Source organism: Pollutimonas rozaliensis (assembly GCF_048751585.1).
In the GTDB taxonomy this organism is placed as follows: domain Bacteria; phylum Pseudomonadota; class Gammaproteobacteria; order Burkholderiales; family Burkholderiaceae_B.
Map to the genome: position 1 here is coordinate 94822 of NZ_JAZHOB010000011.1, position 19379 is coordinate 114200.

Consider the following 19379-nt stretch of genomic DNA (forward strand, 5'->3'; position numbering starts at 1 on the left):
CAAAGCTGGGTGCGCTAGCAACGTAATTAAACCGCCCCAGTCCTCTCCAACAACCAATCCTTGGCCTGCCCCTCCACCAGCGGCAGCAACCTCGCCCTAACCTCCGAGTGATACTGATTCAACCAAGCCCGCTCCCCTTCCGTCAGTAAAGACAGCTCAATGCACCGCGTATCGATCGGACATAAAGTCAGCGTCTCGAACTTCAGGAACTCTCCGAACTCCGTCTCCACCGCCGGCACGGCCAGCACCAGGTTCTCGATACGTATGCCCCACCGGCCCGGCCGGTACAAGCCCGGTTCATTCGACGTAATCATCCCGGGCTCCATGGCCATGTTCGGGTTGACGACGGCCCTGTACGCAATCGACTGCGGCCCTTCGTGCACGTTCATGAAGTAACCCACGCCATGCCCGGTGCCGTGGCCGTAATCAGAACCCGTCTGCCAGATGGGCATGCGGGCGATGGTGTCCAGCAAGGGGGACATGGTGCCGCGCGGGAATACGGCCTGCGACAAGGCGATCATGCCTTTCAGCACGGCGGTGTAGTCGCGCTTCTGTTCCACGCTGGGCGTGCCCACAGGCACGACGCGGGTGATGTCGGTGGTGCCGCCCAGGTACTGGCCGCCTGAATCGATAAGCAGCAGGCCATCGCCTTCGATAACGGCGTGCGATTCTTCGGTGGCGTGGTAATGCGGCATGGCACCGTTGGCGTTGTAGGCGGCGATGGTGCCAAAGCTGGGCGTGATGAAATGGGGCCGCCGCGCGCGGGCGGCGGTAATCTTTTCGTCCACCGTGATTTCGGTGATGCGTTCCTTGCCCTGAGCCGCCTCGAACCACGCAAAGAATTCGCACAAGGCGGCGCCGTCCTGCTCCATGCTGCGGCGCACGTTGTCGGCCTCGGCGGCGTTCTTGCGCGACTTCAGCAGTTGCGATGGATTGATGGCTTCGATATTGTCGGCGAAGGCGGCAGCGGCCAGGGTGCCCACGGTGGTACGGGCCGGGTCGACCAGCAGGCTCTGCCCTTCCGGCAGGCAGGCCAGCGCGCCGGCGGCCTGGTCGTAGGGTTCGACGCTTACGCCGTCTTCCGCCAAGGCTGCGCACAAGGCGTCGGGAATCTTGCCGGGCGCAACGAACAAGCTCGCGGTGTCCTTGCCTATCAGGGCATGCGAAAGAAACACGGGGTTGTAGGAAACGTCGTTGCCGCGCAGGTTGAACAGCCAGGCGATGTCGTCCAGTGAAGACAGCCAGTGCCAGGCGGCCTTGTGGTCCTGCATGGCGGCGCGCACGGCCGCCAGATTCTCCGCCCTGCCGCGGCAGGCAAATGGCGGCAGGTGCTCGAACACGGTCCCCTGCGGAAGCGCGGGTCGTTCTTCCCAGATATCGGCGATGACGTCCGCATCGATGACCAGGCTGATGCCTTTGTCGGACAATGCCGTTTGCCACTGCCGATGGGCCTGCACGGCCAGCACCTGGCCGTCGATGTTGACGCGGGCGCCTTTCGCCAAATGATCTGCCAGCCATTGAGCGGGGCCGGGTACGTCGGGCGCGCCGGCGCGCATGGTCTGTATGCCGGTGCCGGCCAGGTCGCTGTCGGCCTGTTCCCAATAACGGCTGTCGGTCCACAATCCGGCGAAGTCGGCGGTAACGACCAGCGTGCCCGCGGAGCCGCCGAAGCCGCTAAGCCATTGCCGCGCCTGCCAATGCTCGGGCAGGTATTCCGACAAATGCGGGTCGGAAGACAGGGCCACGCAGGCATCCAATTTGCGCCCCCGCATGGCGGTGCGCAAGGCCTGGATGCGTTGGACAAAAACGGACGGATTCACGGCAATTCCTTCAAAAAAACGCCTGCTGGAGCGAGGAACGGTATAGAAAATTCAAGCAAAGAAAGCTCGAAGGCTCCTACCGCCCACACTCCCGGCACAAGCGCCGATAGATTTCATATGAAAAATGGCCTGGCAGTCCCGCCGTGCGGGATTGCTCAGGCCATCCTCTTGCGCATCGAGAAGATCAGGCGAGCGCCGACACATCCAGCGTGGCGCCGGTCTTGGCCTGGATTTCGTCGACGGTGACGCCGGGCGCCAGTTCGATCAGCTTCAATCCAGTCTCGCCGACTTCCATGACGCCCAAGTCGGTGATGATCAGGTCGACAACGCCCACGCCGGTCAGCGGCAGGTTGCATTCCTTCAGCAGCTTCAGGTCTTCGGTGCCGTCTTTCTTGCGGGCCACGTGTTCCATCAGCACCACGACCTTGCCGACGCCGGCCACCAGATCCATGGCGCCGCCCATGCCCTTGATCATCTTGCCCGGTATCATCCAGTTGGCCAGGTCGCCCTTTTCGGACACCTGCATGGCGCCCAGGATGGCCAGGTTGATCTTGCCGCCGCGTATCATGGCGAAGGAATCGGCCGAGGCGAAGATGGACGAGCCCGGCAGCGTGGTGATGGTCTGCTTGCCGGCGTTGATCAGGTCGGCGTCGATTTCGTCTTCCGTCGGAAAGGGGCCGATGCCCAGCAGGCCGTTCTCGGACTGCAGCCAGACCTCGACGCCCTTGGGCACATGGTTGGCCACCATCGTGGGCAGGCCTATACCCAGGTTCACATAAAAGCCGTCTTGCAGCTCACGGGCGGCGCGCGCCGCCATTTCGTCACGATTCCAGGCCATTATTTAGCTCCTTGCGCGTTGCGGACAGTGCGTTGTTCTATGCGTTTTTCCGGGCTGGCGTTCAGCACGATGCGGTGCACGTAAATGCCCGGCAAATGAACGTGGTCTGGATCGAAAGTGCCGGTGTCGACGATTTCCTCGACCTCGACGATGGTGATCTTGCCGGCCATCGCCACGTTCGGATTGAAGTTGCGCGCTGTTTTACGGAACTGGAGGTTGCCGCTGCGGTCGGCCTTGTAGGCCTTGACCAGCGAAACGTCGGGAACGATGGAGCGTTCCATGACGTATTGCTCGCCGTCGAATTCGCGAATTTCCTTGCCGTCGGCCACGATGGTGCCCACGCCGGTGCGGGTGAAGAAGGCGGGAATGCCTGCGCCGCCGGCGCGCAGCTTTTCGGCCAGCGTGCCCTGGGGCGTGAATTCAAGCTCCAGCTCGCCCGCCAGGAATTGACGCTCGAACTCTTTGTTCTCGCCCACATACGAGGCGATCATCTTCTTGATCTGGCGGGTGGACAGCAACTGCCCCAAGCCGAAGCCGTCGACGCCGGCGTTGTTGCTGACGCAGGTCAGGCCCTGGACGCCCGAATCGCGCAAGGCGGCGATCAGGGCCTCGGGGATGCCGCAAAGGCCGAAACCGCCGACCGCGATGGTCTGACCGTCGGCGACGGCGCCTTTGAGCGCTTCTGCGGCGCTTGCATAGACTTTATCCATTACTCCTATCCTTATTCAATATTTCATGCGATGGCAGCCGGCCCGCAAGGGCTGGTGCCGTAAGTGATGAACCGAAAAAAGCAAAGAACGAAAAATCAATCATAAAGCGGGCGCGTCCGTGTCATTGTCGAGCAAACAAGGCGGAAAGCCGCTCCAGTTCCTGCGGCGTCCAGGGCATGGATTTACCCGTTTCCGCAGCCGCGCCAACCATGACTTGGCGGCCTTTGGCATAGGCTACGCCCGGCTCGCCCTCGCGTTCGATCAGGGTATCCATGGCCAGGCTGGAGCGGCCCACGCGGGTAAGCACCTGGCTGACAACGACTGTCGCAGGATACAAAACAGGTTTCAGGAAATCGCAGGATACATGGGCAAGCACGGTTACCCTGTTCGGCGCAAGCACAGAGCCCGCCTGGGCGAACAGCTGGACCCGGGCCTCTTCGAGGTAGCGGAAATACACCGCGTTATTGACGTGATTCAGGGCGTCCAGGTCGCCCCAGCGCACCGGCATGGACCAACGAAAGACGCCGCCCACCGGCGGCACGGAAATCGATTCGACATCTTGCATCGGCCTGCGCCCCTTTTGCCAAATGTATCGCAGCACCAAGTATAACGTGGCGGCGGCATGAGGCACGGCGCGGTCCATCCGCCCCGCCGTCCCAGACTGCAATACAATTAGGCCGGAAAATCGAATGCCCGCATAGGGCCGCAGGCTGCACCAGACAGAACATACGGGAGATCTCTACATGGCTGAACGTGAATCAATGGAATACGACGTCGTCGTGGTCGGTGCGGGGCCGGCCGGCCTCGCCGCCGCGATCAGGCTCAAGCAATTGGCCGCTCAGCGCGAGCAGGAAATCAGCGTCTGCGTGCTTGAAAAAGGCGCCGAAGTGGGCGCGCACATCCTGTCCGGCGCCGTCATGGATACCCGTGCACTGACCGAGCTCATTCCCGACTGGAAAGAAAAAGGCGCTCCGCTGGAAACCGAGGTCACCGAGGACAAGTTTCTGTTCCTGACCGAAAAGGGTTCGCGCGCCACGCCCAACTGGCTGCTGCCCGAATGCTTCCAGAACCACGGCAACTACATTGTTCAGTTGGGCAATGTCGTGCGCTGGATGGGCGAGCAGGCCGAGGCCCTGGGCGTGGACCTGTTCCCCGGCTTCGCCGCAGCGGAAATCCTTTATACCGACAGCGGCGCCGTCAAGGGCGTGGCCACCGGTGACATGGGCGTGGCCCGCGACGGCACGCACACCGAGCACTACCAGCCCGGCATGGAACTGCTTGCCCGCTACACCGTCTTCGCCGAAGGCTCGCGCGGCCAGTTGGGCCGCCAGTTGATCGAACGCTATCAGCTCGATGCCGGGCGCGATCCGCAAAGCTACGGCATAGGCATCAAGGAAATGTGGGAAGTTGACCCATCGCAATCCCAGCCTGGGCTCGTGGTGCATACCGCCGGCTGGCCGCTCGATTCCGATACCTACGGCGGCTCCTTTCTTTATCACCTGTCCAACAATATCGTGGTGGTGGGGCTTGTGGTGGGACTGGACTACGCCAATCCCTGGCTCTCGCCCTTCGAGGAGTTCCAGCGCTACAAGACCCATCCCGCCATCCGCCCCACTTTCGAGGGCGGCAAGCGCATTGCCTACGGCGCCCGTTCGCTGACGGCGGGCGGCCTGCTGTCCCTGCCTAAACTTTGCTTCCCCGGCGGCGTCATGGTGGGCTGCGAGGCCGGCGTGTTGAATGCATCGCGCATCAAGGGCAGCCACTCCGCCATCAAGACGGGCGCGCTGGCCGCCGAGGCCGCCTTCGACGCCATCGTGGCCGACCGCCGCCACGACGAACTGACGGCCTACCCGGCCGCATTCGAGAATTCCTGGCTGCACGCCGAGCTGAACAAGGCCCGCAATTTCAAGCAGTGGTTCAAGAAGGGTCGCACCGTCGCCACCCTCATGACCGGTGTGGAGCAATGGCTGCTCAAGGGGAAAATGCCCTGGACGCTGCATCACAGCAAGCCCGATCACGCCTGCCTTCAACCCGCGGCGGAATGCGCCCGCATCGACTACCCGAAGCCCGACGGCAAGATCACCTTCGACCGCCTGAGCTCGGTGTTTATTTCCAACACCAATCATGACGAGAACGAGCCCGTGCATCTGACGCTAAAGGATGCGTCGATCCCGGTGTCGGTCAATCTGGCGAAATACGGCGGCCCCGAAGCACGCTACTGCCCGGCCGGCGTATATGAGTTCGTCAAGACGGACACGGGCGAGGACCGCCTGCAGATCAATGCGCAGAACTGCGTGCACTGCAAGACCTGCGACATCAAGGACCCCACGCAGAACATTGTATGGGTGGCCCCGCAAGGCGGCGAAGGCCCCGTCTACAACGGTATGTAATACAGTCCGAAAGGCCTTGCGGCGTCAGCGCCGCAAGGCCTTTCGCCTGGGTCCGGGCAGGTTCACGGCCACCAGTCCCGCCATGATGAAGGCAACGCCGATCAGCTCCAGCACGGTCGGGCGTTCCGACAGCAGTAGCCAAGCCAGGATCACGGTCAGCACCGGGACGCCCAGGCTGGACATGCCCGCCACGGTGGCGCTGACACGGCGCACGACCGACAGCCACAACCACCAGCCCAGGCCCGAAGCGATGATGGCCATATAGGCCACTCCCCAGAACAACACAGGTTCCCAGACGATATCCTGCTGGGGAAACGCCAGAGTGATCGGCCAGGTCAGAATGGCGCCCAGCAGCATCTGCCAGGCGGTCAGGTTCAGCACATTGGGCGTATGGCGCTGGAACATCATCTTAGCCAGCACCGTACCGATGCCCCAGCATGCGCCTCCGGCCAGGGCCAGCAGCGATCCCGTCATCGAACCCAGCCCTTCCCACGGCGCGATGATGGCGACCAAGCCCAAAGCTGCCAACCCAAACGCCCACAGATGGCGCCGGGTGGGCCGGTCGCCCAGCAATATCCAGGCGAACAGCACCACCCAGAATGGCATGGTGTAGGCCAGCATGACCACATGCCCCGCCCCGCCGCTGACCAGCGCAAGCTGGCACAGGCACTGAAAGGCCGTGGTCTGGAAGACGGCAATGCCCACGGTCAGCCAAAACGGCGGGAATTTCAATGACTGCCGCGTGACCACCAAGGCGACGAACAGAACGAGAAAAGCGATGGCGTAGCGCACCATGACCAAGTCGAAGGGTCCGATGAAGCTGGACAGGTGCTTCATGATTATCCAGCTGAATCCCCAAAGGGTAACGGTCAGGCCCATTAACAACATGGCGCCCCGGTCGGACGGGTTCGATTTCAACATACGCTCCGCAGTACGGATTTTTTAGTTCGGGAAAAGAAAAATCAGGCCGCAGCCTGATTTTTCGGTCTGTACATCAGCGCCTTGACCGCCTGTTTGGCTAAAACCAAAAAGCAGACAAGGCAGCAGGCGACACAATATATCACCCCGGCCCGCCCCTGCCATCTGCCAGGAGCAAGCCGCCGGCGCGAAAACTAGTGCGCCTGAGACAACTGGTCGAGAATGGCCGGATTTTCAAGCGTGGAGACGTCCTGGGTGACCTCTTCGCCCTTAGCCACCACCCGTAACAAGCGCCGCATGATCTTGCCGGAGCGGGTCTTGGGCAGATTCTCGCCAAAACGTATGTCTTTGGGTTTGGCAATGGGGCCGATTTCCTTGGCTACCCAATCGCGCAACTGCTTGGCAACAGCATTGGCTTCGTCACCCTCGGGCAGCGAGCGCTTAAGCACCACAAAGGCCACGACGGCTTCGCCGGTGGTGGCATCGGGCCGCCCGACCACAGCGGCTTCGGCCACCAGCTCGTGCGCCACCAGGGCCGACTCGACTTCCATGGTGCCAAGACGGTGACCCGACACATTCAGCACGTCGTCGATGCGGCCCATGATCCAGAAATAATCGTCGCTATCGCGCTGGGCGCCGTCGCCTGCCAAGTAATAGCCTTTGAGTTCGGGCGGGAAATAGCTTTTCTTGAAGCGCTCGGGGTCGTTCCAAATCGTGCGTATCATGGCGGGCCACGGGCGCTTGATGACCAGGAAACCACCCTTGCCGCGCCCCACCTCTTCGCCGGCCTCGTCGACCACGGCGGCCTCGATGCCCGGCAGCGGCAAAGTGCAGGAGCCCGGTTTGAGCGGCGTTACGCCGGGTAAAGGAGTGATCATGTGGGCGCCGGTTTCGGTCTGCCACCAGGTATCCAGCACCGGGCAGCGCTCGCGCCCCACATTGGTGTAGTACCACATCCAGGCTTCGGGGTTGATGGGCTCGCCCACCGAACCGATAATGCGCAGGCTGTTTAAATCGTATTCACGCGGATGGTATTCCGGCGCCGCTTCGGCCGCCTTGGTCAGCGAGCGGATGGCGGTGGGAGCCGTATAGAACACAGTCACCTTGTGGCGCTGGATCATGTCCCAGAATCGGCCGACGTTCGGATAGGTGGGCACGCCTTCGAAGACGACCTGCGTCAGGCCGGCGGCCAAAGGCCCATAAGTGATATAGGTGTGGCCGGTCACCCAGCCCACATCGGCCGTGCACCAGAAGACATCGCTGTCCTTGGCGTCGAAGGTCCACTTGACCGTCAGCAGCGACCACAGCAGGAAACCCGCCGCCGCATGTTGCACGCCCTTGGGCTTGCCGGTAGAACCCGAGGTGTACAAAATGAACAAGGGGTGTTCGGCATTAAGCGGAACGGCCTCGCAGACCGGGGATTGGTTGGCGCAGACATCGTGCATCCACAGGTCGCGTCCTTCGTTCCATTGCATCTTGCCGCCGGTGCGCTTGTACACGATGACGTGGCTGACGGCCTCGCAGCCGCCCATGGTCAGGGCTTCGTCGACAGCGCTTTTAAGCGGTATCGACTTGCCGCCGCGCACCTGCTCGTCGGCGGTGATGACCAGCGTGGCGCCTACGTCTACGGTGCGCTCGTGCAGGCTTTTAGAGGAAAAGCCGCCGAAAACCACTGAGTGGATAATGCCCAGGCGCGCGCATGCCTGCATGGCCACCACGGCCTCGATCGACATTGGCATGTAGATGATGGCGCGTTCGCCGGTCTTGTGTCCCAGGGCCTTGATGCCGTTGGCGAACTCACAAACCCGGGCATGCAATTCTTTATAGGTAACCTTGCTTACCTTGCCGTCGTCCGACTCGAAAATAAGCGCCGTTTTATTGGCGGTTGGGGTGTCCAGATGCCTGTCCAGGCAATTGGCTGAAACATTCAGCTCGCCATCGCCAAACCAACGATAAAACGGCGCTTCCGATTCGTCGAGCACCTTGGTGAAGGGTTTGTCCCATTTCAGGTTTTCACGCGCCAGGCGCGACCAGAAGGCATCGGGCGATTTTTCCGCTTCGGCGCACAGGGCCTTGTAGCCCTCCATGCCCGATATGGCGGCGCCTTCGACCAGATTCTGGAAGGGGGGAAAGACCCGGTTTTCTATAAGTACCGATTCAATTTCATTCGACATTGCTGCAGGCTCCTTTTTTTAAAGTGTGTTGTTCGAGTTATCCGCCCACCGTAGCTGTTCAGACTTACTGCATGCTGACAAATCCGGGCAAAATCAATCAAACATTGTCACAATTGCGGGAATTATTCATGCAGACATAGTATCGCGCACCCGCGAGCCGCGAGCAAAATCCAGCCTTGAGAGTACGGCCAATCCGGCCACGAAGAACAAGCCGGTGCAAAGCAGCGCCAGGCGATGATTGCCGCCGGTCAGCCAGGTAACCAGCCCGTAGCACAGCGGCCCCACCACCGCCGCCAATTGCGTGGCGAATGTCCATAGGGAATAGAACTCGGCCAGCCGCTGCCTGGGCGCCAGCGCCCCCACCATGGCGCGGCCGGCGCTTTGGCTGGTGCCCATGCAAAGGCCCGCCACCATGGCCGCCAGCCAGAAAACCCAGGCCTGGACCGCCGCGTATGCCAGTCCTATCATGACGATCCAGCCCACCAAGGTGATGGAAAGCGCTAGCTTGTGGCCGATGCGGTCTTGCGCGTAGCCGAACAGGAAGGCGCCGGCGGCCGCGGCGATATTCACCGTGAAAACCAGCAGCATGGTCTGCGCCATGGTGAAGCCCATGGCTTCAGTGGCGTAGACCGCCGACAAGGTAATGACCACGGCAATGCCGGCCTGGTAGCAAGCGCCGCACATCAGCAAAAGGCGGAAATCGACGAAATCCCGTTTGGTTTCATGCCATGCGGCCAGCAGGCGGGCCAGCATGCCTTGCTTGGGTCTATGGGTGGGCGGTGTGCGCTCTCGCAGGAAAAGAAAGGATGGAATGGCGGCAATGGCGAATATGACCGCCGTAAGGACCATGACATAGGGTACGTACTGGCTGGCGGGCTCGTTATTAGCGCTGGCCCAGGACACCACCGCCAGCGATAGCCCCAGCGTCAGCATGCCCCCGAAATAGCCAAAGCTCCAGCCCCATCCCGATACGCGGCCCAGGCCTTCGGGCCGGGCGATTTCGGGCAGAAAGGCCGCAACGATGGATTCGCCCACGCAATAACAATAGTTGGACAGGGCAATCGCAAACAGGCCCCAGGCAATATCCCCCGGGCCGGTGAATGCCAGCAGCAAAGTGGCCAGGACGCAGCCCACTGTGCTGGTGAAGAGCAAGCGCCGCTTGCCCGCCCTGGCGTCGGCGCGCGCACCCAGCGAGGGCATGGTCAGCATGATCATCAGGTAGGAAAAAGACAGGGCGGCGGTAAACGCCAAAGTACCCCATGACTTTTCCGCGGCCACCACGCCCACGAAGTAGGCGCTGAACACCGTGGTCAGGACGACGGTGGTATAGCCCGAATTGGCGAAGTCGTACATGGCCCAGGCCCAGACCTCGCGCTTGCCTATCCCGGGATTCAGGATGGAACCGCCGGCGGTCGCCGGCGGTTCCGCCCCGGCATCCGATACCGGTGCCGGGCGCTGCGTCATAGTTTCAAAGCGGCAATCCCGGCACGGGCGACTTCGACGTCTTCCGTGGACTTCACGCCCGACACGCCCACGGCGCCGACCACCTGGCCGTCGACGATAACCGGTACGCCGCCTTCAAGCATGCCTTCCAGGCCCGGGGCGGACAGGAAGGACACGCGCCCCTGATTGATGGTTTCTTCGTAGATGCGCGATTCGCGGCGGCCCAGGGCGGCAGTACGCGCCTTGGCCGGAGAAATCTGCGCCGAGATGGGTGCGGCACCGTCCAGGCGCTGCAAGCCCAGCAAATGACCGCCATCGTCGACCACGGAAATAGTCACCGGCCATTGCTGCTGGACCGCGTGTTTTTCGGCGGCGGACAAAATCGCTTGGACATCGGCAAGGCTTAATACAGGCTTGGTTTTCATGCGTTTCCCTGGAAATGAATCAATTAATGACAATGAATAAGGAAGGTCGGAGTTCGTTTCGGCCTATAGACTAGCCCGCCCCGCGCATGGAGTAAAGCCCCAACTTTTAGATAAAACTCCTTTACGCCAATGGCATGAACCGTTAAACTCCCGGGATTGCTCACGTTCAGTTTGCGCAAAACCCGCTGTTTTTTAGTGGCAACTTGCCGTTAAATGTTATCGATTTGACCTCTATTTGATACAAAATCGAACATTCGGCAAGCTGGCTTTGTGCAAGCGAAAACCCTAAGACTATGCCGCCGCAACGACTATTTCGCCTATCCCCGTACATCAGTTCCTCTACCTTCTTGCGCGGCGCAAAGTCTGTGGTGCTTGTTGCGACGCTCGTATTGGCCGGCTGCGCCACCAATGCAAACAAGCAGCTTGCCGAAACCAATCCAAGCCGCATAGCACGCGACAACTATCTTTCCTACACGCAGTCCGATCCCCTGGGCAAGTATCTTTCGAACCAGGAACAGGCCTACTCCACCCCTCCCAAGACCACCCGGGCACTGGCCAGCACCGCGCTAAGCGTGCTGGGCATCAAATATCGCTATGGCGGTGAAGCGCCCAATACGGGCTTCGACTGCAGCGGGCTGGTCATTTACGCCGCTGAAAAATCCCTGGGACTCAAGCTGCCGCGCCGTTCGGCCGAAATCGCCCGGGAAGGCACATCGGTCAAGCGCGACGAACTGAAGCGGGGAGACCTGGTGTTCTTCAACACCCGCGGCCACCGCTACTCGCATGTGGGTATTTATCTGGGCGACCGCAAGTTCGTCCATGCGCCTCGCAAAGGCTCGGTCGTACGCATCGAAGACATGGACATCGCCTACTGGAAAAAGCGCTACAACGGCGCCCGCCGACTGGCCAGCAACAACGCCACAGACATCCTGTCGGCCAAATAAAATAGGCGCAAGGGTTCTTCCGGGAACCCATGTGCGCTGGCTATCTTGGCCTTACGCGGCCGCCTGACATCCCACGCCCGCCACCGCCTTCAGCGGCCATCTGCTGCGCCCCCCTCTTCATCTGCTGATTGCCGCCCGCTTGCTGGGGGCTGGAACATGCTTCACAGTAGCCGCACTGATTCAAGGCCTGCTTCACGCTGCATACGGAACGCCGGCAGGCCAACACGCGTATTCCGGCCTTTTGCGCCGCGGCCCGGAATGTCTTCATGACATTGTGGCCCAGGAAATCGGTAAGCAATATCAGCAACTCGGTGCCCGAGGGCAGTTGCAAGGTCTTTTTCTGATGAGAGGGATCGCGGCCGCTGATGTGGTGGCGGATGGCGATATTGTGACCCTTGAGCAGATCGGGGATATTTCCCAGGCGATCGGCTCCTACGACTACAGCGCTGACGAATTGGGACATGACGGCTCCAGAACAAGAAAAAGTGTTCCGTAACGATAATCATTCTTATTATCATTGTCAACAGAAAATAGACATGAATTATCCCTGGTCCAATTTCTTCCGGAGGCCCGCCCTCTCGCCCCCGGCCCGCCGTTCAGTCGGCTTTGGGGCTCTTGTCGATGGCTTCCTGAACGACTTCGCGGGTAAGTTCAGGGGCCAGCATTTCCAGCAGCACATACACGTAATCGCGCAGGAATACGCCTGATTTGACCGCCACGCGGGTGACATGGGTTCCGAACAAATGGCCGGCGGGCAGGCCCACCAGGCCCTTGTCGCGCCGGGGATCGAAGGCCATGCCCGCAATAATCCCTATGCCCAGGCCGACGTCGACATATGTCTTGATGACGTCGGCGTCAATGGCTTCCAGGACGATGTCGGGAACGATATCCGCGGCGGCGAATACCTCGTCTATGGTTCCACGGCCCGAAAACGCGTGATCGTAGGTAACGATGGGGTACTGGGCCAACTGCTTCAGGGTGATCGCCTTGGCGGCGCTGGACGTAAGCTCGGCCAAAGGGTGGTCGGGCCGCACCACGATGGTGTGTTCCCAGGAATACACTGGCATGGCGGCCAGGCCGGGCGTCAAGGCCAGGGTTTCGGTGGCTATGGCGACATCGGCCTGCTCGTGCAGGACCATTTTCGCCAAATGCGGCGGGTTCCCTTCCGCCAGCGAGACCCGGACCTTGGGAAAGCGTTCACGGAAAGCCGGGATGACCCGAGGCAATATGTAGCGTGCCTGGGCGTGTGTGCAGGCGATGGTCAGCCCGCCCTCGTCGCGCCGGGCGAATTCGTCGCTGACCTTTTTCAGGTTGTCGACCTCGCGCATGATGCGGTCGATGACCTGCGCCACCACGTGCCCCGGCTTGGTCAGCCCTTTTATGCGTTTGCCGTGCCGTTCGAATATCTTGACCCCCAGCTCGTCCTCGAATTCGATGATGGCTTTGGACACGCCCGGCTGCGACGTATACAGCGTGCGAGCCGCCTCGGTCAGATTGAAATTGCGCCGTATCGTTTCGCGGACAAAGCGGAATTGCTGGAGATTCATAAAAAATAGCCCTATAGGAAGGGCTATTATATGTAATATAGAAATTAAAATATATTCTTTCTAGTTATAAGCTTACTTCATGGAAATGGTGGTGTTCACCCCTGAAGCATGAGCCGACCAGCGCGCGGTGACGGTCTTGGTCTGGGTCCAGAAATGCACCGCCTGCTTGCCGTTGGGGCCCAGGTCGCCAAGCTTGGACGCCCGCGATCCGGTAAAGCTGAACCAGGCGACCGGCACGGGAATGGGGATGTTTATGCCGATCTGGCCCACATCGATGTTGTTCTGGAAATAACGCGCCGCGCCGCCGTCCTGGGTAAAGACCGCCACGCCGTTGCCGTTGGGATTGGCATTGATGAACTCCACCGCTTCTTCCAGGGTATCGACGCCCACCACGCCCAGCACCGGCCCGAAGATTTCCTCGCGATAGATCGACATATCGGACTTCACGCCGCTGAAGACGGTCGGCCCGACAAAGTTGCCCTTCTCGTAGCCCGGCACATTCAGATTGCGCCCATCCAGTACCAGTTCGGCGCCTTCATCCACGCCCTGCTGTATCAATCCCTCGACACGCTTCTTGGCGTTGGGGGACACCAGCGGCCCAAGATCCGCATCGCGATCGGAGCCTATGCTGACCTTGAGCTTCTTGGCACGCTCGATGAAATCGGGCAGCCAATCGCGTGCCTCACCCACCAGGACCGCGACCGATGTCGCCATGCAGCGCTGTCCGGCCGCGCCGAAAGCGGCGCCTACCAGCTGGTTCAAGGCCACTTCGCGATCCGCATCCGGCAGGATGACGCAATGGTTCTTCGCGCCCATCATGGCCTGGCAGCGCTTGCCGGCCTCGGAAGCCCGGCGGTAGATGGCCGTGCCCACATGGGTCGAGCCGATGAACGAAATAGCCTTGATGTCGGGGTGGTCGCACAGGCCGTTGGCAATGTCGGGACCGCCATGCACCACATTGAGCACGCCGGGCGGCAGGCCGGCTTCCAGCGCAAGCTGGGCCAGCATCAGCGACGAGCTGGGATCCTGCTCGGACGGCTTCAATATGAAGGTGTTGCCCGCCGCGATGGCCATGGGGAACATGAAGCAAGGCAGCATGATGGGGAAGTTGAAGGCCGTGATGCCGGCGCACACGCCCAAAGGCTGGATCAGCGTGTAGACGTCGATGCCCGTGGCGGCGTTCTCGGCATACTCGCCAAGCTGCAGGGATGCCATGGCGCAAGCGTGTTCTATGACCTCCAACCCGCGCCCCACTTCGCCTTCGGCGTCAGGCAGGGTCTTTCCATGCTCCAGCGAAATCGATTTCGCCAGCGCGGCGGTGTTGTCGCGCACCAGCTTCTGCAAATTCAACATGATGCGGGTGCGCGCACCCTGGCTGGTGCTGCGCCATTTCTGGAAAGCCTCTTTGGAATTGGCCACAACCATATCCAGTTCTTCCCTGGTCGCAAAAGGCACTTGCGCAACGACTTCCTGCGTCGCGGGATTGATGACGTCCCGCCACTCGGTGGTCTTGGACTGCACAAGCTTGCCGCCGATAAGCAGCGGGATACGGGGTACGGCACTCATTTACGTCTCCTTGGCGCATTCATGATGCAAAATACAAATTAAGGCAATCGCGGAACGCCCATGCGCCAGTACAGCGAGCATGGGGCATGCCCGGATCAGGTTCAGCTTTTCTTGACCAGAGGGCATGTCGAGCTGGACAAAGGCTGGAACGCCTCGGCCGCGGGTATTGTGGCCACCAGCTTGGACAAGTCCCATTCGCCCTTGGATTCCGCCGGCGTTTTCACCTCGTACAGATACATATCGTGTATTACACGGCCATCGGGGCGGATGGACGCGTTATGCATGATGGGATCCTTGATGGGAAGCTCGCGCATCTTGTCGGCCACTACCTTGCCGTCCGTGGACTGCGTCGCGGCGACGGCCTTCAGGTAATGAAGCACGCTGGAATACACGCCGGCCTGCGTCATGGTCGGCTTCAGGCCACCGAAGGCCTTGGCGAAGCGATCGGACCAGGCACGCGTGCCGTCGTCGAAGTCCCAATAAAAACCGTCCACATAGGTCAGGCCCTGGGCATTCTCCAACCCCAGCGCACGCAAATCGGACAGGAATATCAGCAGCGAAGCCAGGCGCTGCCCGCCTGCCACAATGCCGAACTCGCGCGCCTGCTTGATGGCATTCACCACGTCGGCCCCGCCATTGGCCAGCGCCACGACCTGGGCCTTGGAGCTTTGCGCCTGAAGCAGATAAGAAGCGAAGTCAGGGACATTCAGGGGATGCAGCACCGACCCCACCACCGTCCCGCCCAATTCCTTGACCATGTCTTCGGAGCCCTTCTGCAACGAATGGCCGAAGGCGTAATCGACGGTAATGAAGAACCACGACTTGCCGCCCTTGTTGACCATGGCCCGCACGCCGCCGACCGACTGGGAATAGACATCGAACATCCAGTGAAAGCCCACCGGCGAGCAACTGTCGTTGGTCAGGCCCGTGGTGGCGGGCCCGGAAAACATCACGACCTTGTTCTTTTCCTTGGCGATGCCCTGCACGGCGAGCGCCACGGCGGAATTGGTCAGGTCAGCAATGGCACTGACGCCCTCGCGGTCGAACCATTCCCGAGCCTTGGCGGCGCCCACATCGGCCTTGTTCTGGTTATCGGCCGACACCAGCTGGATGTCCATGCCCTTGCATTCGGCCGCCAGGCAATCGGCAATCGCCAGCTTGGCCGCCGCCACCGAACCGGGCCCGCCCATCGAGGCATAGGTGCCGGACATATCAGTCAGGATGCCGATCTTTACAGGCGGCGCCTTGGCGGCGGCGCCAGCGGCCACCCCCATGCAAAGGCTGGCCGCCAGGGTAAGCGTAAATTTCTTCATGGCTAGTCTCCGATCTTTATAGTTTTAGTGCATCTGGGAGCATGATGGCGGAATAGTTTTGCCTGCAAAACCACCTGTCCGGCCCATATTGCGCCGCTCCTTGGCACTTTTGCAGTGTAGTTGTGTAAAAAACTTATTTCCACGACAATATTTGCACATTCATTGCTAAAAAATGCACAACAAACTCGATGCTCGATTGGGACGGCCTGCGGTATTTCCTTGAAGTCGCGCGCACCTCGCGCGTCAGCGCGGCGGCCCTGCGCCTGGGCGTGCAGCACAGCACCGTTTCACGCCGCATCCAGGCCCTGGAACGCGAGCTGGGCACCCTGCTGTTCGACAAATCCAAAGCCACGGGCTTCACCCTGACAGAGGACGGCCTGCGCTTTTTCGCCTATGCCGAGCAGATGGAGGGCGCGCTGATCAATGCCCGCGAAGACATCCTGGGGCAATCCCAAACCCTGTCCGGGCACCTGCGCGTAGGCTCCACCGAGGGCTTCGGCAACTATGTCCTGACACCGCTGATGGTGGATTTCCAGCGGCGCTATCCGGCCATCACCCTGGACATCATGCCCGTGCCGCGCTTCATAAGCCTGTCCAAGCGCGAAGCCGATATCGCGATATCGCTGGAGCGCCCCCAGCGCGGCCCCTATCTATGCACCAAGCTGCTGGACTATTCGCTGAAGCTGTACGGCAGCACCGATTACCTGGCGCGCAGCGCGCCCATACGAAGCCTGTCCGACCTGGGCAAGCACAGCTTCATAGGCTATGTGGAAGAACTTCTGTTCAGCGACCGCCTGCGCTACCTGGACGATATCGTCGCCACCGACCGCGTCATCTTCAAAAGCACCAGCGTCATCGCCCAATACCACGCCGCCCTGCAAGGCCAGTCGCTGACCATTCTGCCCTGCTTCATGGCCGCTCAGGACCCGCGCCTGCGCCCGGTGCTTGACGATGAAATCGTCGTAACCCGCAGTTTCTGGATGCACTGCCACGAAGACCTGCGCCACTCCAACCGAGTGATGGCCCTGTGGGACTTTTTGAAAAAATCCGTGCAATTGAATACGCCGTTGCTGCGTGGTGAGGCGAATAGCTTGCAATACCTGCCCTGAGCACAGCGCTCGTGCCACTCCCGCAGAGGCTGCTTAATTAGTTGTGCCGCTTGATTAGGAAACGATTGTTTCCTATAATAATCCCATGAATCAAAAAACCGAAGTTCCTGTCGGCCCTGGTCGGCCTCGCGAGTTCGATACGAATGCTGCCCTGGACAAAGCAATCACTCGCTTTAGCGAATATGGGTACCACGGCACCTCCATCTCGGACCTGAATGCATGCCTGGGCTTGACGTCAGGCAGCATCTACAAGGCATGGGGCGACAAGCGGGGGCTTTTTCTAGCGGCGCTTGATCGCTACATGACACAGCGCAGCAAAGCGATTGCTGCTTGCTTGGCCAGCGAGCTTTCCGGCAAGAAAAAAATCGAGCTTCTACTTACTCAGTATGCGCTACTGAGTAGTGAAGTTGCCGGCCGCACCGGATGCTTGGTTATTGAGAGTGCCGTTGAACTTGCTTTGGCCGACAAGGAGATTTCCGATTTGATCGCTGCACAGCAGACTAAACAAGAAGAACAGTTCCTGCGCCTCATTGAAGAAGGTCAGATGGACGGTTCCATTCGTACGGAGGTCAATGCCGCCAGCATGGCGAAGCTCCTCCTGGCACTTCAACAAGGTATGCGGATACTCGGGAAAACAGGATCAGACACCAGCGCTATGCTCGGAATGGTTGCCGAGTTAATGCGCTTGCTCTAAAAAATTTCATCAATTAGGAAACGATCAATTCCATTTTAGGGAGCAGTTATGAGTATTCATTCAAAACAAGCCGAGCATGTCGGTGCGGATTTCATGATGCGTACGGATTTCTGGCAACGATTTCGCCATGCCAGCGCTCGGGTTGGTGACGTCAACCTTCATTACGTGGAGGGGGGCGAAGGCCCTCCCGTTCTACTGATTCCGGGCTGGCCACAGAGCTGGTATGCATGGCGCTACGTGATGCCCCAGCTGGCTGACGCCGGTTATAGGGTCATTGCAGTCGATCCTCGAGGTATGGGGGAAAGTGACGCGCCAGCGGGTAATTACGATATGGCCACAGTCTCCACTGAACTGCACCATTTTGCAGCGAAGATCGGGCTGTTCGAGAACGGACCAATCGATGTCGTGGGACACGACGTAGGCAGTTGGATCGCCTATGCATGGGCCGCTGATTGGCGCTCCGACATTCGTCGCGTCGCAATGTTTGACGCTCTAATACCGGGACTTTCAGCAGCGCGCAGTGATCTGCCCGCCGAGGAGGCAAACCTGCGCAGTTGGCATTTCTCTTTCAACCAACTCGATGAGCTTCCTCGGTTACTAATAGCTGGGCGCGAAGAGGTTTTTCTAACTTGGCTGTTTCGCGCGAAAGCGCTTCAGCCCTGGGCAATTACAACCGAAGACATCGCGATCTATGCGCGTCAGCTAGCGGCTCCCGGGGCATTGCGAGCGGTAACCGGCTACTACCAGTCAGCGCTTTCACCCGCGGGAGTTGCCGCAAACCGCCGTCGCGCCGAGAAGCGACTAGACATTCCAGTGCTGGCTGTGGGAGCAGAGCGAGGAGTCGGAGACCGTATCGTGGATGCATTGAAGTCTTTGGCGGACGATGTGCAAGGTGACGTGATCTTGAACGCCGGACATTTCCTTCCAGAAGAGGCTTCGAATCACGTATCTGAACTGCTGGTGGATTTTTTCGGCAAGCGGCAAGGGAAATAGCGATGTCTTGGTTCTTCTTTCTTCTTGCTGTGACTGCCGGATTAATGCTTCCCTTGCAGGCGCTTGTCAATGCTCGCTTAGGACGCGCAATAGGAGGCCCCCTGTGGGCGGCAGCCCTATCTGCATTGCTTGTGGCGGCCATACTTGCATGCGTCGCGCTCGCGTCCGGCAAAACATGGCCAAGACTATCGCAAATGACCGAGCTTCCTTGGTGGGCCTGGACCGGAGGGCTGTGCGGGGCTGTCGTCCTGTCTGCAACCACTGCCGTCGCCCCCCGAATAGGCGCTGCGAACATGATTGCGTTGGTCATGGCAGGTCAGGTGACCGCCGCTATGGCATTGGATCGCCTTGGCTGGTTTGACATGGCAGTACAACCCTTCAGCCTTCAGAGGATGACGGCAGCGGGTTTGCTTCTTGCCGGTGCAGTGCTAATGAGTGTTTAAAATTTCGCCAAGTCCGTTGGGGAGGCGGCCAGCCGGTTTTGGCCGAGTTAGA

At 60.3% G+C, this 19379-nt stretch carries 18 protein-coding genes; 6 read left to right on the top strand and 12 right to left on the bottom strand.

The window, feature by feature from the left end:
• Nucleotides 1–26: 26 nt before the first annotated feature.
• The 4 genes from V0R37_RS19945 to V0R37_RS19960 form a co-directional block, all read right to left on the bottom strand.
• Complete coding sequence (locus V0R37_RS19945) at nucleotides 27–1820, bottom strand: aminopeptidase P family protein (RefSeq protein ID WP_420376222.1); 1794 nt, start codon at nucleotides 1818–1820, stop codon at nucleotides 27–29.
• A 184-nt stretch (nucleotides 1821–2004) separates the two neighbouring features.
• Nucleotides 2005–2658, bottom strand: a complete 654-nt coding sequence (locus V0R37_RS19950; protein ID WP_420376223.1) for a 3-oxoacid CoA-transferase subunit B — start codon at nucleotides 2656–2658, stop codon at nucleotides 2005–2007.
• Nucleotides 2658–3368 (bottom strand): CoA transferase subunit A, encoded by a 711-nt coding sequence (locus tag V0R37_RS19955; RefSeq protein ID WP_420376224.1) that lies wholly within the window; start codon nucleotides 3366–3368, stop codon nucleotides 2658–2660. The genes V0R37_RS19950 and V0R37_RS19955 overlap by 1 nt, the downstream gene beginning before the upstream one ends.
• Nucleotides 3369–3489: 121 nt before the next feature.
• On the bottom strand, nucleotides 3490–3933 hold the full coding sequence (locus V0R37_RS19960; protein WP_420376225.1) for an acyl-CoA thioesterase: 444 nt from the start codon (nucleotides 3931–3933) through the stop codon (nucleotides 3490–3492).
• Between the two features lie 178 nt (nucleotides 3934–4111).
• Between V0R37_RS19960 and V0R37_RS19965 the strand changes: the two genes are divergently transcribed.
• Nucleotides 4112–5758 carry an electron transfer flavoprotein-ubiquinone oxidoreductase gene (locus V0R37_RS19965; protein WP_420376226.1) on the top strand — a complete coding sequence of 549 codons (1647 nt, stop codon included), beginning with the start codon at nucleotides 4112–4114 and terminating at the stop codon, nucleotides 5756–5758.
• Nucleotides 5759–5782: 24 nt separating this feature from the next.
• On the opposite strand, the gene V0R37_RS19970 is transcribed toward V0R37_RS19965, so the two are convergent.
• The 4 genes from V0R37_RS19970 to V0R37_RS19985 form a co-directional block, all read right to left on the bottom strand.
• A complete protein-coding gene (locus V0R37_RS19970; protein WP_420376227.1) occupies nucleotides 5783–6679 on the bottom strand; it encodes a DMT family transporter in 897 nt (298 codons plus the stop codon).
• A gap of 191 nt (nucleotides 6680–6870) precedes the next feature.
• Nucleotides 6871–8850, bottom strand: a complete 1980-nt coding sequence (gene acs / locus V0R37_RS19975) for an acetate--CoA ligase (RefSeq protein WP_420376228.1) — start codon at nucleotides 8848–8850, stop codon at nucleotides 6871–6873.
• Between the two features lie 126 nt (nucleotides 8851–8976).
• Complete coding sequence (locus tag V0R37_RS19980; protein WP_420376229.1) at nucleotides 8977–10314, bottom strand: MFS transporter; 1338 nt, start codon at nucleotides 10312–10314, stop codon at nucleotides 8977–8979.
• The gene (locus tag V0R37_RS19985; protein ID WP_420376230.1) at nucleotides 10311–10718 is read right to left on the bottom strand and encodes a GlcG/HbpS family heme-binding protein; all 408 of its coding nucleotides are present in this window, start codon (nucleotides 10716–10718) and stop codon (nucleotides 10311–10313) included. Before V0R37_RS19985 ends, V0R37_RS19980 begins: the two co-directional genes overlap by 4 nt.
• 365 nt (nucleotides 10719–11083) lie before the next feature.
• On the opposite strand from V0R37_RS19985, the gene V0R37_RS19990 reads away from it, so the two are divergent.
• The gene (locus V0R37_RS19990) at nucleotides 11084–11662 is read left to right on the top strand and encodes a C40 family peptidase (RefSeq protein ID WP_420376231.1); all 579 of its coding nucleotides are present in this window, start codon (nucleotides 11084–11086) and stop codon (nucleotides 11660–11662) included.
• Nucleotides 11663–11702: 40 nt separating this feature from the next.
• Here the strand turns inward: V0R37_RS19990 and V0R37_RS19995 are convergent, their stop codons facing one another.
• The 4 genes from V0R37_RS19995 to V0R37_RS20010 all read right to left on the bottom strand — a co-directional run bounded on the left by V0R37_RS19995 (nucleotide 11703) and on the right by V0R37_RS20010 (nucleotide 16088).
• Nucleotides 11703–12125, bottom strand: a complete 423-nt coding sequence (locus V0R37_RS19995) for a DUF2325 domain-containing protein (RefSeq protein WP_420376232.1) — start codon at nucleotides 12123–12125, stop codon at nucleotides 11703–11705.
• A gap of 133 nt (nucleotides 12126–12258) precedes the next feature.
• Complete coding sequence (locus V0R37_RS20000; protein WP_420376233.1) at nucleotides 12259–13209, bottom strand: CysB family HTH-type transcriptional regulator; 951 nt, start codon at nucleotides 13207–13209, stop codon at nucleotides 12259–12261.
• Nucleotides 13210–13281: 72 nt separating this feature from the next.
• A complete protein-coding gene (locus V0R37_RS20005) occupies nucleotides 13282–14775 on the bottom strand; it encodes a CoA-acylating methylmalonate-semialdehyde dehydrogenase (protein ID WP_420376234.1) in 1494 nt (497 codons plus the stop codon).
• 101 nt (nucleotides 14776–14876) lie between these two features.
• Entirely contained in the window at nucleotides 14877–16088 is a 1212-nt protein-coding gene (locus V0R37_RS20010) for an ABC transporter substrate-binding protein (RefSeq protein WP_420376235.1), read from the bottom strand.
• A 188-nt stretch (nucleotides 16089–16276) separates the two neighbouring features.
• On the opposite strand from V0R37_RS20010, the gene V0R37_RS20015 reads away from it, so the two are divergent.
• The 4 genes from V0R37_RS20015 (at nucleotide 16277) to V0R37_RS20030 (ending at nucleotide 19327) form a co-directional block, all read left to right on the top strand.
• A complete protein-coding gene (locus tag V0R37_RS20015) occupies nucleotides 16277–17197 on the top strand; it encodes a LysR family transcriptional regulator (protein ID WP_420376236.1) in 921 nt (306 codons plus the stop codon).
• 85 nt (nucleotides 17198–17282) lie between these two features.
• Complete coding sequence (locus V0R37_RS20020) at nucleotides 17283–17891, top strand: TetR/AcrR family transcriptional regulator (protein WP_420376237.1); 609 nt, start codon at nucleotides 17283–17285, stop codon at nucleotides 17889–17891.
• Nucleotides 17892–17939: 48 nt separating this feature from the next.
• Entirely contained in the window at nucleotides 17940–18884 is a 945-nt protein-coding gene (locus V0R37_RS20025; protein ID WP_420376238.1) for an alpha/beta fold hydrolase, read from the top strand.
• A gap of 2 nt (nucleotides 18885–18886) precedes the next feature.
• On the top strand, nucleotides 18887–19327 hold the full coding sequence (locus tag V0R37_RS20030) for a DMT family transporter (protein ID WP_420376239.1): 441 nt from the start codon (nucleotides 18887–18889) through the stop codon (nucleotides 19325–19327).
• The last annotated feature ends 52 nt before the right edge of the window (nucleotides 19328–19379 follow it).

Excerpts from the sequence above, each read along its gene's own strand:
- V0R37_RS19980 (WP_420376229.1), bottom strand. The coding sequence starts at position 10,314 with ATGACGCAGCGCCCGGCACCGGTATCGGATGCCGGGGCGGAACCGCCG.
- V0R37_RS20010 (WP_420376235.1), bottom strand. The coding sequence starts at position 16,088 with ATGAAGAAATTTACGCTTACCCTGGCGGCCAGCCTTTGCATGGGGGTG.
- V0R37_RS19970 (WP_420376227.1), bottom strand. The coding sequence starts at position 6,679 with ATGTTGAAATCGAACCCGTCCGACCGGGGCGCCATGTTGTTAATGGGC.
- V0R37_RS19985 (WP_420376230.1), bottom strand. The coding sequence starts at position 10,718 with ATGAAAACCAAGCCTGTATTAAGCCTTGCCGATGTCCAAGCGATTTTG.
- V0R37_RS19960 (WP_420376225.1), bottom strand. The coding sequence starts at position 3,933 with ATGCAAGATGTCGAATCGATTTCCGTGCCGCCGGTGGGCGGCGTCTTT.
- V0R37_RS19965 (WP_420376226.1), top strand. The coding sequence starts at position 4,112 with ATGGCTGAACGTGAATCAATGGAATACGACGTCGTCGTGGTCGGTGCG.
- V0R37_RS20030 (WP_420376239.1), top strand. The coding sequence starts at position 18,887 with ATGTCTTGGTTCTTCTTTCTTCTTGCTGTGACTGCCGGATTAATGCTT.
- V0R37_RS19955 (WP_420376224.1), bottom strand. The coding sequence starts at position 3,368 with ATGGATAAAGTCTATGCAAGCGCCGCAGAAGCGCTCAAAGGCGCCGTC.
- acs (WP_420376228.1), bottom strand. The coding sequence starts at position 8,850 with ATGTCGAATGAAATTGAATCGGTACTTATAGAAAACCGGGTCTTTCCC.
- V0R37_RS19950 (WP_420376223.1), bottom strand. The coding sequence starts at position 2,658 with ATGGCCTGGAATCGTGACGAAATGGCGGCGCGCGCCGCCCGTGAGCTG.
- V0R37_RS20000 (WP_420376233.1), bottom strand. The coding sequence starts at position 13,209 with ATGAATCTCCAGCAATTCCGCTTTGTCCGCGAAACGATACGGCGCAAT.
- V0R37_RS20015 (WP_420376236.1), top strand. The coding sequence starts at position 16,277 with ATGCTCGATTGGGACGGCCTGCGGTATTTCCTTGAAGTCGCGCGCACC.
- V0R37_RS19995 (WP_420376232.1), bottom strand. The coding sequence starts at position 12,125 with ATGTCCCAATTCGTCAGCGCTGTAGTCGTAGGAGCCGATCGCCTGGGA.
- V0R37_RS20025 (WP_420376238.1), top strand. The coding sequence starts at position 17,940 with ATGAGTATTCATTCAAAACAAGCCGAGCATGTCGGTGCGGATTTCATG.
- V0R37_RS20005 (WP_420376234.1), bottom strand. The coding sequence starts at position 14,775 with ATGAGTGCCGTACCCCGTATCCCGCTGCTTATCGGCGGCAAGCTTGTG.
- V0R37_RS20020 (WP_420376237.1), top strand. The coding sequence starts at position 17,283 with ATGAATCAAAAAACCGAAGTTCCTGTCGGCCCTGGTCGGCCTCGCGAG.